The following is a 14,387-nucleotide window of genomic DNA, read 5'->3' on the forward strand; positions in this document are numbered from 1 at the left end:
CGGGGGACGGTTCACGCCCGCCGTACGCGGAAGGGCGTGAACCGTCCCCCGGCGGCCGTTCAGCTCGCGTCGGCGGGCTCCAGGACGAAGACCGGGATCTCCCGGTCGGTCTTCTCCTGGTACTCGGCATAGGGCGGGAAGGCCGCGACGGCCCGCTCCCACCACCGCGCCTTCTCGTCGCCCGTCACCTCGCGGGCGCGCATCTCCCGCTTCTGCGGGCCGTCCTGGAGTTCGACCGCCGGGTCGGCCTTGACGTTGAAGTACCAGACCGGGTGCTTCGGCGCGCCGCCCACGGAGGCGACCACCGCGTACTTCCCGTCGTGCTCCACCCGCATCAGGGGGGTCTTGCGGAGCTTGCCGCTGCGGTTGCCGCGCGTGGTCAGGATGATCACCGGCAGCCCGGTGTCGAGCAGCGTGTTCCCCTTCGTCCCGCCGGAGCTCTCGTACAGCTCGACCTGATCGCGTACCCACTGCTCCGGGCTCGGCTCGTACTCGCCCTCAAGAGGCATCGCTTCTCCCCTTCGTCATGTTTCGTCCTGCCGACGGCTTCACGCCTGCGGTCCACCGCAACACCGGGGGCCGCCGGAATCATCCGTACCGCGCATCCTCTGGGCCACGCGGGTGAATAGCCGGATCTCTCGGTCGGTCTCCGGCCGGGGGTGGCCGAAAAGGGGCGCAGGCGACGACACTGGGAGGACCGATGTGCGTCGGACGACCGGATTCCGCTGCCCGGACACCTCCGGCGGCCGCGCTTCTTCGGCCAGATCCGACGGGCCGCCGATCTGGCCGAACTTGCCGTCGCCCCATAGGTGCCCCGGGCATCTAATGAAGATCGGTTCGAGGTACTTCTTCGTCTGCGAGGTCCATCCATGACGGAACTGACGGACACCACCGGCCCGGCGAAGGCGGCCGATCCCGTCGCCTTCCCGCAGGACCGCACCTGTCCCTACCACCCGCCCACCGGGTACGGCCCGCTGCGCGAGGGCCGGCCCGTGTCCCGCGTCACCCTGTACGACGGCCGCGAGGTCTGGGCCGTCAGCGGGCACTCCGCGGCCCGCGCGCTGCTCGCCGACCCCCGGCTCTCCAGCGACCGGCGCCGCCCCGAGTTCCCCGTCCCCACCGCCCGGTTCGCGGGCGTACGGGACCGCCGGGTCGCCCTGCTGGGCCTGGACGACCCCGAGCACCAGATCCAGCGGCGGATGATGATCCCGTCGTTCACGGTCAAACGCGCCACGGCCCTGCGGCCCGCCATCCAGAAGATCGTCGACGACCTGCTGGACGCGATGATCGCGCGAGGGCCGGGCGCCGAGCTGGTGTCGGCCTTCGCGCTGCCCGTGCCGTCCATGGTCATCTGCGACCTGCTCGGGGTGCCGTACGCCGACCACGAGTTCTTCGAGGAGCAGTCCCGCAAGCTGCTGCGCGGGCCGACGGCCGACGACAGCCAGAACGCCCGCAAGGAGCTGGAGACCTACCTCGGCGGCCTCATCGACGCCAAGGCCGGCCACCCCGAGCCGGGCGAGGGGGTACTGGACGACCTGGTCCACAAACAGCTCAGCGAGGGCGCGCTGGACCGGGCCGAGGTCGTCTCGCTCGCCGTCATCCTGCTGGTCGCCGGGCACGAGACCACCGCCAACATGATCTCGCTGGGCACCTACACCCTGCTCCAGCACCCCGACCGGCTGGCCGAGCTGCGCGCCGACCCCGCGCTGCTGCCCACGGCCGTCGAGGAGCTGATGCGCATGCTGTCCATCGCCGACGGCCTGCTCCGGGTGGCCGTCGACGACATCGAGATCGAGGGGGTCACCATCCGGGCCGGGGAGGGCGTGATGTTCTCCACCTCGGTGATCAACCGCGACGACTCCGTGTACCCCGAGCCCGACGCCCTCGACTTCGGCCGCTCCGCCCGCCATCACGTCGCCTTCGGCTTCGGCATCCACCAGTGCCTCGGCCAGAACCTGGCGCGTGCGGAGCTGGAGATCGCCCTGGGCACCCTCTTCGCCCGGCTGCCCGGACTGCGCCTCGCGGTTCCGGCCGAGGAGATCCCCTTCAAGCCCGGCGACACGATCCAGGGGATGCTGGAACTCCCCGTGACCTGGTAAGAGGCTTCTCGCCATGCACACCGACATCATGATCGACAAGGACCTCTGCATCGGCGCGGGCCAGTGCACACTGGCCGCCCCGAGCGTCTTCACCCAGGACGACGACGGCTACAGCACGCTGCTGCCCGGCGCCGAGGACGGGGCGGGCAGCCCGATGCTCCGGGAGGCCGCCCGCGCCTGCCCGGTCGGGGCGATCACCGTCACCGAGAGCTGACCGCCGCTCAGGTGGACTTATAGGGTTTCCCGGTGACCGAACTCGCCGGGAAACCCTTTCTCTACGTCGTCGTCTGCGCGGCCGGGGTCGCCTCCGGCGTCGGCACGCTGATCACCGAGGCCCAGGAGCGGGGCTGGGAGGTGGGCGTGATCGCCACGCCGGCCGCGATGAACGGCTTCTTCGACGCGTCCGGCACCGAGTCCCGCACCGGGCGTCCCGTGCGCTCCGCCTGGCGCTCCCCGGCCGACCCCCGCCCCTTCCCGCCACCGGACGCGGTCGTGGTGGCCCCGGCGACCTTCAACACCGTCAACAAGTGGGCCGCGGGCATCGCGGACACCCTGGCCGTCGGCACCCTGTGCGAGGCGCTGGGGCTGGGCGTGCCGATCGCCGTCCTGCCCAGCGTGGGCGAGGCGCTGGCCGCCCACCCCGCCTACCGGGAGAGCCTGACCCGGCTGCGCGGGCTCGGTGTCCGCTTCGGCGAGGGACGGGTACCGGGCGGCTTCGCCTGGACACGCGGGCTGGAGCTGCTGGAGCTGCCCTGAAGGCATCAGCCCGTGCGGCGTACGTACCCCGCCTCGCCCGGTGTGGAGACGTCCAGGTCGCGGCGGACGATGCTGAGCCGCGAGCCCCAGCCGGCCAGCGCCTTGCGCAGGCCGCTGTCGGTGTACTCGATGTCCAGCACCCGGTCGTCGAAGGCACGGGCGTAGGTCGCGCACTCGTCGTACTGGCCGCACTCCTCGGCCACCGCGAAGTCCAGTCCGGCGCTTTCGCGCTTCCCCGCCAGCTCCGGGGTGTTCTTCTGGCCGACGGCCAGGTGGCGGGCGTGTGCGTGCCGGGTGAGCAGGCGCATGAAGGCGGTCGCGTCGGAGGGGGTGAGCAGGTGGCTGGAGCGGGTGTAGCTGTCGTAGTTGTCGGGCTCGACCGCGTCGTAGCCCTTCTCGGCGCAGCCGTCGGTCCAGCGGTTCACCCGGTCGGCGATACGTCTCCGCTTGGCCGGGGTGCCGATGTCGAGCAGGGGCTCGTCCCAGTCCTCGTCGATGACGGCCTTGCCCGCGCGGTCACGGAGCAGCAGGTCGGCCGGCCAGTCGGCGCGCTCCTGCGGCTGGACCTGGAAGGCGTTGACGTAGCAGACGTTGTACAGCCCCCCGGCGGGGGAGTCGGCGCGGTCGCGGGTGACGATCCGGACACCGGCGGGCGGGGGGTAGGCGCCGCCGATCTGGTAGTCGAACCCGGTGTGCCGGGGCGGCAGCCGGAGTGCCGGCGGGGGCTCGCCCCCGCAGGCGACGAGCGAGAGGAGGAGCAGGAGGGCCCCGGCGAAAAGGGGCGCGGGGCGGTTCGTCCTGAGCGGCACGGGGATGATCCAACCCACCCCGCTCCGGGCCCGTCAACTCCCCGGCGGCCGGCGCGGACCGAGGCGCCGGCCGCCCGCCCGCTACTTCCGCACCTTCCGCACCACCGCGCGCAGCTTCTGCCGGACCGCCTTCGGCACGTCCACCCGCCGGATCTCCAGCACCAGCGTCGTCTCCGACGCCTGCCTCACGGGGCCGGCGGAGAGGGGGCGGGCGCGGTGGAACCACCGGGCGCGGCCGACGCCGGCGAGGTAGGGGACGGCGGCGACGGGGGAGGAGCCGGACAGGGCGAGGGCCACCGTCCAGCGGCCCGGGCGCAGGCCCCTGAGCGGCAGCGCCGCCGTGAACCGCCCCTCGGAGCGGCTCAGCGACGCCGGGGCCTCGCGGTGGCCGCCCACGCCGTTCTCCGCACGCAGCCGCAGGCTCAGGACGTCCCGCGCGCCCTCGCCGGCCATCTTGCCGGTCACCACCAGGGTGCCCTTGCGCGATCTGTGCCACGACAGCCCGGTCACCGTGCAGGGAGTGTCGTCACGCGGTATCTCCTGGCCGACGTCGATGGAGAGGTTCCCCCATTTCGTCACGTACGGCGTGACGGTCGTGGGGCTGCCCGCGCCCATGGTCACGATCGTCTGCGGCGGTGTCCGCTCGGACCGGGGGTACTTCAGCCGGACCGTACGGCTGACCCCCTGCGCCCGTACGTCGAGGAAGAGATTCCAGCGCCCCCGGTCCAGTGGGGCGCCGGCCGCCACCGTGGCCACGGCGACGTCGGCGACGAAGCCCGCGTTCGCGTACCGCTCGTCGTCCGCTGCCCCGGCGGCGGCATGCACCGAGACGGGGACGCGGAACTCCTGGCCCGCGTCGTCGTAGCGCCGCAGCACCAGCTCGGTGGCCGGGTCCAGAGACGCGACGTTCTCGATGTAGGCGTGGCCGGTCAGCCGCAGCACCCCGTCCTCCTGCCAGCACGCCGAGTCGAGCCGGTGGCGCACCGGCAGGCGGCCGGTGACGTCGAAGGCGCTGTCCGGCACCCCCACCGCCGCGTCACGGAACAGCGGGTGCTGCCAGTAGACCCGGCCCCCGTCGACCACATGACCTCGTCGGGCGTCCTCCTCGGCGTTGCGGATGACCGTCATCACCTCCTCGTACCGGTCGGCTCGCAGCAGGTGCAGCAGCATCCGGTCCCGGGGTTCGAGCGTCGCGATGACGGGGTCGGTGACCCAGTTCTCCACCCAGTCGCGGATCTCCGGGTAGAAGCGCTCGCGGATGTCCTCCTCGCTCTCCCGGAGCAGCAGCCACCACAGCGGCCCGCACAGTTCCCACTCGACGTGCCTGCGCATGATCTGGTCGCGGCGCGGCCCCGGTTCCAGGTAACGGGCCACCGTCTCGAAGCACAGCCGGGTGCCCGCCATCCGGTGGCTCAGGTTCTGCGCGGTCAGGGTGAGGTTGTTCCCGTTCGCCCGGTCGCGCTGGTAGTAGCAGTCGTAGTCCGCCACGACGGAGATGCCGTCCGCGTTGAGGTACGCGGCGGCGGTGAAGGGCTTGTCCTCGGTGTTGCGGTACGGGGGGAAACGCAGGTTCAGCCGTTCCAGCAGCGAGCGGCGGAAGAGCTTCCAGCAGCCGAGGGTCCGGTAGGCGGCCGACGAGAAGATGTCCGTGCGGGGCTGGGTGTTCTTGAAGACGGCGGTGGGCACCGCCCGGCCGCCCACCGACACCATTTTGCCCAGCACGACGTCGGTGCCGTTCTCGTCGGCCATCGCCACCATGCGGCGCAGCGCGTCGGGGCCCAGATAGTCGTCGGAGTCGAGGAAGAAGACGTAGTCACCGCGGGCGACGTCCAGAGCGACGTTGCGCGGGACGGCCGCGGTGCCCGAGTTCTCCTGGTGGATGACGCGCAGTGAGGGGCACGACGCGGCCAGGCGGTCGAGCTCCTTGCCGGTTCCGTCGGTCGATCCGTCGTTCACCGCGATGATCTCGAGCTGGTCCAGGCCGATGGTCTGCCGCATCGCCGAGGTGATGCACTCGGTGAGCTCCGGCATGGCGTTGTAAGCGGGGACGATCACGCTGACACGGGGATGATGCATTGCGTTCCTCGGGCAACTCGGCGGCGGCGGCATGTACGCGCACCCGGAAAGCGGCGTCGACGAGTACCCGGTTCCCTGGGCAGGGTTCCGGGTGCGGCCGCTTCGAGGTGACATATGCGAAAAATTCGCTGTGTACGTGTAGTTGGACACCAGTGATCGCCAAAAGGTTGCACACAAGATCAAAGTGGAACTGGGGGGTCCGCATGACGGGGTGGAGCAGGCCCGCCCGGAGGGGTTGATGCGAAAACTGAATCCCGGTCAAATATTGCGCGGTGTGCCGGTCTCCGACGGGAGATCTCTTGTCCCCTCTGCCGCCCTGTGCGAAAGTGTGCGTCGCTGTGATGGGTGTGATTTCCCTTCACCCAAAGGGAGTTGAGGTCACCTCGTCCACCGTCCTGCCGATCGGTACGGACCTGATTCCCATGTGCATTGCGGAGGAACAGCGCGTGAAGGGCGAAGGGCCGTCGCATTCCCCGGATTCCGCCGGGCCGTTCGGGATCTCCGACGGCGAACTCAGCGCGGAACTCCAGAAGTGGACGGGATCGGCGTCCGCCCTCCACCCCGTGGGGGAACTGCTCGACCGGCACTGGGCCGCCGCCTTCACCTACGCCCGGCTGTGCACCGACGGGCCCCGCGCGGCCGGGATGCTCACCACGGCCGCGTTCACCCGGCTGTTCGGCGAGTCGCTGCGCCAGGCCGGCCCGTCCGCCGCCTGGCGGCCCCAACTCCTGGTCACCGTGCGGCGCATCGCCGCCGAGTGGGACACCGACGGCCGCCAGGGACTCCTGCATCCCGCGCTGCGTCCCGACCCGGCGAGCGGGGAGCGCGTCGCCGGCCGGCTGCTCCCGCCGCCGGGGCGGCGGCTGCTGGCCCGCGCCTTCCAGCGGCTGCCCCAGCCCTCCCGCGCGGTGCTCTGGCACACCGAGGTCGAGGGCGAACCCCTCGCCGTGCCCGCCGCACTGCTCGGGCTGGACGAGGAGAGCACGGCCGTCGAGCTCGCCCGCGCCCGCGACCGGTTGCGCGAGGAGTGCCTGCAGACCCACCGCGAACTCGCCACCGACGCCGAGTGCGGACGCTACCTGCGGATGCTGGACGTCACCTTCCGGCGCGGCGGCGGCCTCGCCATGGACCCGGACCTGCGCGGCCACCTGGACGGCTGCGGCCACTGCGCCCGTACGGCCGACCAGCTCGCCCGCTTCCACGACGGGCTCCCCCTCGCGCTCGCCGAGGCCGTGCTCGGCTGGGGTGCCGCCGCCTACCTCGCCGCCCGCGCCGACGACAGCGCCGCACCGCCCGCACCGGCGCCGCCCCTGCCCGCCGGCGGCGAGGAGTTCGTACCCCCGCCGGCACCCGCCGAGGCGGACCGGGCTCCCGTCGGCCGCACCGCCCACCGCGCGGCCCGCCGGGTCCGGCGCCGCAATGTCGCCCTCGCCGTCGCCACCGTCGGCGCGCTTCTCGCGCTGCCCCTGGTGCTGTGGTCGGTGCTCGGCTCCGACGACGGTCCCACCACCGCGCACGACGCCACCCCGTCCCCGGCGCGGTCCACCTCCCCGCACGCGCCGCAGCCGTCCTGGGCGGGCGCGGACGGCAACCGGCCGACCGTCCGGGGCCGGCTGCACAACGCGGCCTCCGGGCGCTGCGTCGGCATCGTCGGGAAGAAGGCCGTCGAGGGCGCCGAGACCGAGGTCGTCACCTGCTCCTCGGCACCCGGCCAGCGCTGGCGGTACGAGGCGGACGGCCGGCTGCGCAGCGACACGGCGCCCGACCTCTGCCTGGACTCCCGACTCGGCTACTCGGTCCGGCTCGCCCCCTGCTCGGCCACCGGCACCGACGGCCGCTTCATCCGCTACGACTTCACCCTCCAGGGCGTCCTCGTCCCCCGCTGGAACCAGAACCTCGCCCTCACCCCGGCCGCCACCGACGGCTCCGGCGCGCTGGTGCTGAAGAACCGCGCCGAGACCGCCGTCCAGCGCTGGGTCGTCGACACCGCCCGCAACGACCCGCAGATGGAGGTCGTGGGCTGGGACAAGGGCGGCCCGACGGCCTCCGTCCGCCGCACTCCGGCGAAGCCGGCCCCCACCGCGGGCTCCGCCGGCCCGACGCCGAGCCCGACACCCACGGCCACGCCGTCCGCCAGTCCCACGCCCAGCGCGACGGACGACGGCACCTGCTTCCCGTACCGGGACCGCTGCGGCTGGGGCGGCGGGGGAGACGGGCGCCGGTACGGGGGCGGCGGCTACGGGGGCCGGCACCGCTGAACCGTCACCTCAGCGCTGGTGCGGCGGGGGTGGGATCGTGGCCAGGCCGGGGGCCTGTCCGGGCCAGACCAGCAGGACCGGGCACGGCGCGTGGTCGACGACGAAGCGCGCGGCCGGGCCCAGGCTGTGCGGGCCGAGGCGGGAGCGGTCGCCGTCGCGGGCGAGGACCAGGAGGCCCGCGCCCTCGGCCGCCGCGACCACCTCGCGCTCCGGGCGGCCCGAGCGCTCCTCGCGTACACAGGGGCGGCCCAGACGTTCGGCGGCCGCGTCCAGCAGCTCCGCCGCCGAGCCGTCGCCGAGGGCCTCGACGCGGTCGCCCGGATCGGTCTCCCAGGTCCGCCCGCGGCCCATCAGCCCCGCGAAGGCGCCGTGCGCCACCTCGGGCACCTCGGGCCCCGACACATGCAGCAGCACCACCTCGCGGGCGTGCGGGGCGTGCACGCGCACGGCGTCCACACAGGCGGGCCAGGTGCCCTCGACGAGCCAGACGACCGCACGCATCCCATGTCCTCCTCGGTCCACGTCACCCCGTCAGAAGAGCTGCAGCGTCCCCCACAGTGCCACCACCGACACCGCCAGCGCCGAGGGTACGGCGATCAGACCCAGCCGGGTGAACTCCCCGAGGTCCACGCCCTCGTCGTGCTGGTGCACGATCCGCCGCCACAGCAGGGTGGCCAGCGAACCCGCGTAGGTGAGGTTCGGGCCGATGTTCACGCCCAGCAGCACCGCCAGCACCGCGCCCGCCCCGCCCGGCGCGGCCAGCGGCAGCAGCACCAGCACGGCGGGCAGGTTGTTGATCAGGTTGGCCAGCACGGCGGCCAGCGCGGCGATCCCCAGCAGCGTGAGCAGCCCGCTCCCGGACGGCAGCAGATGCCCGAGCGCGTCCGAGAGGCCGTTGTCCACGACCGCCCGCACCACCACACCCAGCGCCAGCACGAACGCCAGGAACGGCGGCGCGGCCGCCCGCACCACGGACAGCGGGGTCGCCTGCCGCCGTACCACCGCCCGCCCGGCCATGACCAGCGCGCCCGCCGCCGCCGCCCACGCCGGGTCGACGCCGAACGCCGACGCCACCACGAATCCGGCCAGCGTGCAGCCGACGGTCACCAGCGCGAACACCGGCAGCGGCGGCTCTTCGCCGGTGTCCGGGGCGGCCGGCGCCGCCGCCGACAGATCGCGGCGGAAGAAGCGCCGGAACACCACGTACTCCACCCCGATCGCGGCCAGCCAGGGGAGTGCCATCAGCGCGGCGAACCGGGTGAAGGACAGCCCGCTCGCCGTGAAGGCCAGCAGGTTCGTCAGATTGGACACCGGCAGCAGCAGTGACGCCGTGTTCGACAGGTGGGTGCACGCGTAGACGTGCGGCTTGGGACGGACGCCGGACCGGGCGGCCGTGGCGAACACCACCGGGGTGAGCAGCACGATCGTCGCGTCCAGACTGAGGACGGCCGTGATCACCGAAGCCAGCGCGAACACCGCCGTCAGCAGCCGTACCGGCCGCCCCCGCGACCAGCGGGCCATCCACGCCCCGCAGGCCCGGAACAGGCCCTCCACGTCGCAGAAGTGGGCCAGGACGAGCACCGCGGCCAGGAATCCGACCACCGGTCCCAGCCGGGCCACCTCGTCGCGGGCGTGGTCCAGCGAGATGGCACCGGTGAGGACGGCGATCCCGGCGGCGGGCACCGCGAGCACCGCCTCCGACCGGCCGAAGGGCCGTACCACCGCCCAGGCGAGCACGGCGACGAGCAGGACGGCCGACAGGGCCTCGGCGAGCGGGGTGTTCAGGGGGATCCTCCGGATCGGTGGTGATGTGCCCGCTCATGAAAACAGACCCCGGTGTGCCGGCCCGACCCCGACCCGGCGCACCGGTGACGGTCAGGCGCCCGAACCGGGGGCGAAGACGGTCAGGCGGACCGACGAGGAGTTCCCGGAGACCGGCACCGGACCGCCCGTCCAGGTCGCCTTCAGCGGCTCCCGCTCATCGGGCGGGGTGATCACCAGCGAGGCCGGCTTCTCCGACTTCGCGCCGCTGACCTGCGGGTTGGAGAAGGTCAGCCCGGCCCAGGCGCTCTGGCCGGGGCGGAGGGTGACCGTCACCGGGGAGCCCGGGGTGCGCTCGGGGTCGCGGCCGAGCTGGGCGCCGGAGGCGTTCACGAAGGCCGCGCCCGGATACCCGCGCAGGGTGCAGGTGCGGGACGACTTGTTGGTGAGGACGAGGGGGAAGTTCTCCTGACCGGCGCCCGGATCGTTGCGGCCCACGGCGGCCCGCAGCTCCGAGGTGTGGCAGCGGGTGCTCCTTGCGCTGTCGGGCCCGACGGTCTTCGTCGCCGTGTCCGGCGCCGAGCTGGGGGTCGTGGTGCCGCCGCTCTGGGTCACCGGCGAGGGGGTGCCGGCCGCGTCGGGCGAGCCGGTGGACTCGGCCGGCGCCGACGTCTCGGTCGCGGGGGCCGCCGAGCCGGACACCGTCTTCGCCGGGGTCGCGCCCACGTCACCGTTGCCGCAGGCGGTCAGGAGGCCCAGTACGGCGGCGGAGCCCACGAGCAGGGTCCCGCGCCGCCTGGCCGGGGATGAGTTCGCCATGTCGCACAAGCCTCCCTGTAATCCACGGCCCGCGAGGTCCGCGTGCCGTCGGCGCCGGATGCGCCGTCACAGCTTCCGATGCGCCGTCCGGCGGAAAAGTTCGGGACGAGGAGGAAAAAACTTCCGCGCCCGAAGAAGTCTCCGCTCACCGGGCCCTCTTCGCCACGCCGTGCGAGGGTTCCCCCCGATCAGGTGACCCGGAGCGAGCGGAGTATGCCGTCGGTGGCGTCCGGGTCGCCGTGCTGGCGCACCTGCACGTAGACCTGCGGGCCGTGCGCGCCGTCCGGGGGGCGCAGCGCGGACTCCGTGACCGAGCCCCCGCCCGCGCAGCCGCTCCACACCCGGACCGTGCCCCGCCAGCCCGGCCCGGTGAACGCGTGCCGGTCCGCGCCCCGGCAGCCGGAGTGCGTCAGGGCGTCCACCCTGCCGGTGAGATCCCCCGCGCCCACCCCGACGAAGACCCCGTTCACCGGCTCGCCGAGGTCCGGCCAGCGGGACAGGTCGTCGGCCACCACCAGCCCGGGCTCCCTGCCGCCCGACAGCCCGAGGACGCGCGGGTCCCACCCGGAGCCGCGCAGCTCCCGGTCCCAGCCCGCGGGCACCTCGACGGCTATCCGGCCGGAGGCGTCCCGCACCCGCGCCGCGTCGGAGCCCCCGGCGGGCCGGTGCAGGACCAGCGCCGCCACGCTCCCGGCCGCCACGAGGGCGAGCGCGGCCGCCACGGCGAGGACCGCGCGCCCGCCCCGTACCGCGCCGGACCACCCGGGCCGGCCAGGGGCCGCCGCCAGCCGGTCCAGCTCGTCGGCGAACGCCCGCGCGGAGGGCCAGCGCCGCTCGCGGTCCGGCTCCAGCGCCCGCAGCACCGCCTGATCCACCCGGGGGTCCAGGCCCGGCCGCAGACGGCTCGGCGGCACCGCTCTGCCGGGCGGTCCCGGCACGGTCCCGGTGAGCAGTTCGTAGCCCACCGCGCCCAGGCTGTAGACGTCGGCGCGCTCGTCGATGCCCGCGCCCGGCTCCGCCTGCTCCGGGGGCTGGTAGCCCGCCGACCCCGCGGCGAGGGTCAGTGCCGACGCCTGCGCCAGGCTCTTGGCCAGCCCCAGATCGGCCAGCAGCAGCCGGCGCCCGCCGTCCGGGGCGGTGCGCAGCAGCAGGTTGGCCGGCTTGATGTCCCGGTGCACGATCCCCGCCTCGTGCAGCGCGGCGGCGCCCCGCGCGGCCAGCGCCGTCAGCTCCAGCGCCTCGGACACCGGCGGCGGACCGCCGGCGCACAGGTCGGTGAGGGTGCCTCCGTCGGCGTACTCCATGACGAAGTACGGCCTGCCGTCGTCCAGTTCACCGATGTCCCAGACCTGCACCACCCGGCTGGACCCGGCCCGGCGCAGCAGCCGCGCCTCGGAGAGGAAGCGCTCGCGCACATCGAGGCGGTGGGACCAGTTGTCGGCGAGCACCTTGACCGCCACCAGGGCGTCCAGTTCGTCGTCGTGGGCGAGCCACACCGTGGCGAACGCCCCGCTGCCCAGGCGCTGTCGAAGGCGGTACCGGCCGATCCGCTCCGGGGAGTGCATACGACTATCATGCCTGGCCCGAGATCGTCTCCGAGAGGAGAGCCGACGTGCCGGACGCCGCGACGGCCGAGGAACTGGCCCGCCTGGCGGCCGCGGGCGACCGGGCGGCCCTGGACCGGCTGCTGGCCGGGCTGCGGCCGGAGGTGGTGCGCCGCTGCGGGCGCTTCCTGCCCTGCCGGGAGGACGCCGAGGAGGCCGCCCAGGACGTGCTGCTCCAGGTGGCCCGGCACATCGGCGGCTTCGAGGGCCGCAGCCGCTTCAGCACCTGGCTCCACACGGTCGTCGCCAACTGCTGCCGGCAGAAGTACCGCGAGCTGAAGCGGCGGGCCGCCGAACAGCCCGCCCCGGCCGAGGCGCCGGAGCCCGCCGACCCGCGCACCACCAGCGTCATCGCGGGCTCCCGGATCGACCTGCTGGAGGCGCTGGACCGGCTGGAGCGCGAGCACCCGCACCTGGTCGCCCCGCTGGTCTACCGCGACCTGTGCCAACTGGACTACGCCGAGGCCGCCGAGCGCGCGGGCATCCCGCTGGGCACCCTGAAGTCCCGGCTGCACGAGGCCCGCAGGCTGGTACGGCCCTGGCTGCGCGACCTCTGACCCGCCACCGGGGCGGGTCCGGGGACACTCACTTCTTGTAGCCGAGCACCGTCATCATGCCGCTCTCCGAGTGGTACTGGTTGTGGCAGTGCAGCATCCACAGACCGGGGTTGTCGGCGTCGAAGTCGATGACCAGCTTGCGGTGGGGCAGCACCACGGCGGTGTCCTTGCGGGCGCCCACCGCGTCGATGCCGGTCAGGGCGAAGGTGTGGCCGTGCAGATGCAGCGGGTGCCACATGTCGGTGGCGTTGATCAGGGTCATCCGCACCCGCTCCCCGGCCCGCACCGCGTGCCGTTCCCGCACGTCGTACTGCTTGTGGTCGAAGCCCCAGTCGTACTTCGCCATGGTGCCGGTGACCTTGATGCGCATCTCGCGGTCCGGCTCGCGGTGGTCCAGGGCGACGGAGTCGGCGGGCACCAGACGGCGCGCCGGCACCACCTCGCGGTCCAGCTCCGGCAGCTTCACATCCGCAGGAGGAACGGTTCTGCCGTTGTCCGTACGGAGCACCGCGAGCGCCTGCCCGCTCTTGCCCTCGGCGAGCGCCACCAGCGGGAACACCCCGTCCTTGGCCGTGACCAGCACGTCGTACCGCTCCGCCATGCCGACCAGCAGCGCGTCCGTCTCCCGGTGCTGGACGGGGTAGCCGTCGGTGTGCGTCACCGTCAGCTTGTGGCCGCCGAGCGCCACCCGGAAGGCGGTGTCCGAACCCGCGTTGATGATGCGCAGCCGCACCCGCTCGCCGGGACGGCACCTGAACGAGGTCGGCGCGCCCGGCCGGCGCCCGTTGATCAGGTAGATCGGGTACGAGACATTGCCGCCGACCCCGTCCAGGATGCGGCTCCTGGTCCCGTGCAGCATGCGGTTGGGGCCGGTGCTCTTCGGCGGTTTGGGCATGGCCGACATCGGGTGCTCGTGCGGGTGGGCGGTCGGGCGCTCGGGGCCCATCATCGCCATGCCGCCGCCCGGCTTGAGCTGCTGCAGCACCTTCTCCGGGGTGGAGCCGTCGACGCCGTCCACCCAGTCGTCGAGGACGACCACCCACTCCTTGTCGTACTTCAGCGGCTCCCTGGGGTCGTCCACCACGAGCGGGGCGTACAGGCCCCGGTCCGGCTGCATGCCGACGTGACTGTGCAGCAGGTAGGTGCCGGGGTCGGCGACGGTGAAGCGGTAGTTGAAGTCCATCCCGGCCGGGATGGAGTCCTGGGTGAGGCCCGGCGCGCCGTCCATGTCGCAGCGCAGCCGGACCCCGTGCGAGTGGAGCGTGGTGGTCTCCGGCAGCCGGTTGGCGAGCGTGATGCTCAGCACGTCACCGGCGGTCGCCCGCACCAGCGGTCCGGGCAGCGCGTCCTGGTAGGCCCAGGTGCGCACCGACCGGCCGCCCAGGTCCAGCGTGGTCTCACCGGCCGTGAGCGTGAACATGCGCACCCGGCCCGACCCGCGCCGCCGCTCGGCGGCCCGGACCTCCGGGCCCGACGGTTCGACGTAACCCGCGGGCCCCGGCGGGACGAAGTTCCCCGCCGCCATCATCGTGCCGTGCGGTCCCGGCCGGGGCCGGGGGCCCGAGTCGGAGCAGGCGGCCAGGAGTCCCGCGCCCGCGGCAGCGAGCGGGACGCGGAGGAGAGTACGCCGCGAAGGTGTATGCATGAA

13 protein-coding genes are annotated in these 14,387 nt (G+C 73.6%); 5 read left to right on the top strand and 8 right to left on the bottom strand.

The window, feature by feature from the left end; all coding sequences use genetic code 11:
- Positions 1-59: 59 nt before the first annotated feature.
- The gene (locus tag EV284_RS04080; protein ID WP_130330276.1) at positions 60-509 is read right to left on the bottom strand and encodes a nitroreductase family deazaflavin-dependent oxidoreductase; all 450 of its coding nucleotides are present in this window, start codon (positions 507-509) and stop codon (positions 60-62) included.
- A 360-nt stretch (positions 510-869) separates the two neighbouring features.
- Here EV284_RS04080 and EV284_RS04085 point away from each other — a divergent pair, with 360 nt between their 5' ends.
- The 3 genes from EV284_RS04085 to EV284_RS04095 are packed head-to-tail and all read left to right on the top strand — an operon-like array spanning position 870 to position 2,855.
- Positions 870-2,099, top strand: coding sequence for a cytochrome P450 (locus EV284_RS04085; protein WP_130330278.1), 1,230 nt, complete (start codon positions 870-872; stop codon positions 2,097-2,099).
- 13 nt (positions 2,100-2,112) lie between these two features.
- Positions 2,113-2,313, top strand: a complete 201-nt coding sequence (locus EV284_RS04090; RefSeq protein WP_130330280.1) for a ferredoxin — start codon at positions 2,113-2,115, stop codon at positions 2,311-2,313.
- Between the two features lie 32 nt (positions 2,314-2,345).
- On the top strand, positions 2,346-2,855 hold the full coding sequence (locus tag EV284_RS04095) for a flavoprotein (RefSeq protein WP_130330282.1): 510 nt from the start codon (positions 2,346-2,348) through the stop codon (positions 2,853-2,855).
- Positions 2,856-2,860: 5 nt separating this feature from the next.
- On the opposite strand, the gene EV284_RS04100 is transcribed toward EV284_RS04095, so the two are convergent.
- Together EV284_RS04100 and EV284_RS04105 are read right to left on the bottom strand one after the other, a co-directional pair.
- Positions 2,861-3,616 (bottom strand): endo alpha-1,4 polygalactosaminidase, encoded by a 756-nt coding sequence (locus tag EV284_RS04100; protein ID WP_242625600.1) that lies wholly within the window; start codon positions 3,614-3,616, stop codon positions 2,861-2,863.
- Between the two features lie 129 nt (positions 3,617-3,745).
- Positions 3,746-5,740 carry a glycosyltransferase family 2 protein gene (locus EV284_RS04105; RefSeq protein ID WP_242625556.1) on the bottom strand — a complete coding sequence of 665 codons (1,995 nt, stop codon included), beginning with the start codon at positions 5,738-5,740 and terminating at the stop codon, positions 3,746-3,748.
- 446 nt (positions 5,741-6,186) lie between these two features.
- Here EV284_RS04105 and EV284_RS04110 point away from each other — a divergent pair, with 446 nt between their 5' ends.
- A complete protein-coding gene (locus EV284_RS04110) occupies positions 6,187-7,998 on the top strand; it encodes a ricin-type beta-trefoil lectin domain protein (protein ID WP_242625557.1) in 1,812 nt (603 codons plus the stop codon).
- A gap of 9 nt (positions 7,999-8,007) precedes the next feature.
- Here the strand turns inward: EV284_RS04110 and EV284_RS04115 are convergent, their stop codons facing one another.
- From EV284_RS04115 to EV284_RS04130, 4 genes are all read right to left on the bottom strand, one after another.
- On the bottom strand, positions 8,008-8,499 hold the full coding sequence (locus EV284_RS04115) for a universal stress protein (RefSeq protein WP_130330288.1): 492 nt from the start codon (positions 8,497-8,499) through the stop codon (positions 8,008-8,010).
- 30 nt (positions 8,500-8,529) lie between these two features.
- The gene (locus EV284_RS04120) at positions 8,530-9,783 is read right to left on the bottom strand and encodes an arsenic transporter (RefSeq protein WP_130330290.1); all 1,254 of its coding nucleotides are present in this window, start codon (positions 9,781-9,783) and stop codon (positions 8,530-8,532) included.
- Between the two features lie 90 nt (positions 9,784-9,873).
- A complete protein-coding gene (locus EV284_RS04125; protein WP_130330292.1) occupies positions 9,874-10,578 on the bottom strand; it encodes a DUF4232 domain-containing protein in 705 nt (234 codons plus the stop codon).
- Positions 10,579-10,766: 188 nt separating this feature from the next.
- Positions 10,767-12,143, bottom strand: a complete 1,377-nt coding sequence (locus EV284_RS04130; protein WP_130330294.1) for a serine/threonine-protein kinase — start codon at positions 12,141-12,143, stop codon at positions 10,767-10,769.
- 47 nt (positions 12,144-12,190) lie between these two features.
- Between EV284_RS04130 and EV284_RS04135 the strand changes: the two genes are divergently transcribed.
- Positions 12,191-12,739 carry an RNA polymerase sigma factor gene (locus tag EV284_RS04135; protein WP_130330296.1) on the top strand — a complete coding sequence of 183 codons (549 nt, stop codon included), beginning with the start codon at positions 12,191-12,193 and terminating at the stop codon, positions 12,737-12,739.
- A 28-nt stretch (positions 12,740-12,767) separates the two neighbouring features.
- Here the strand turns inward: EV284_RS04135 and EV284_RS04140 are convergent, their stop codons facing one another.
- Positions 12,768-14,384, bottom strand: coding sequence for a multicopper oxidase family protein (locus EV284_RS04140; RefSeq protein WP_130330298.1), 1,617 nt, complete (start codon positions 14,382-14,384; stop codon positions 12,768-12,770).
- Positions 14,385-14,387 lie beyond the last annotated feature (3 nt).

Origin of the sequence: Streptomyces sp. BK022 (genome assembly GCF_004217355.1) — a bacterium.
Lineage (GTDB): Bacteria > Actinomycetota > Actinomycetes > Streptomycetales > Streptomycetaceae > Streptomyces > Streptomyces griseoluteus.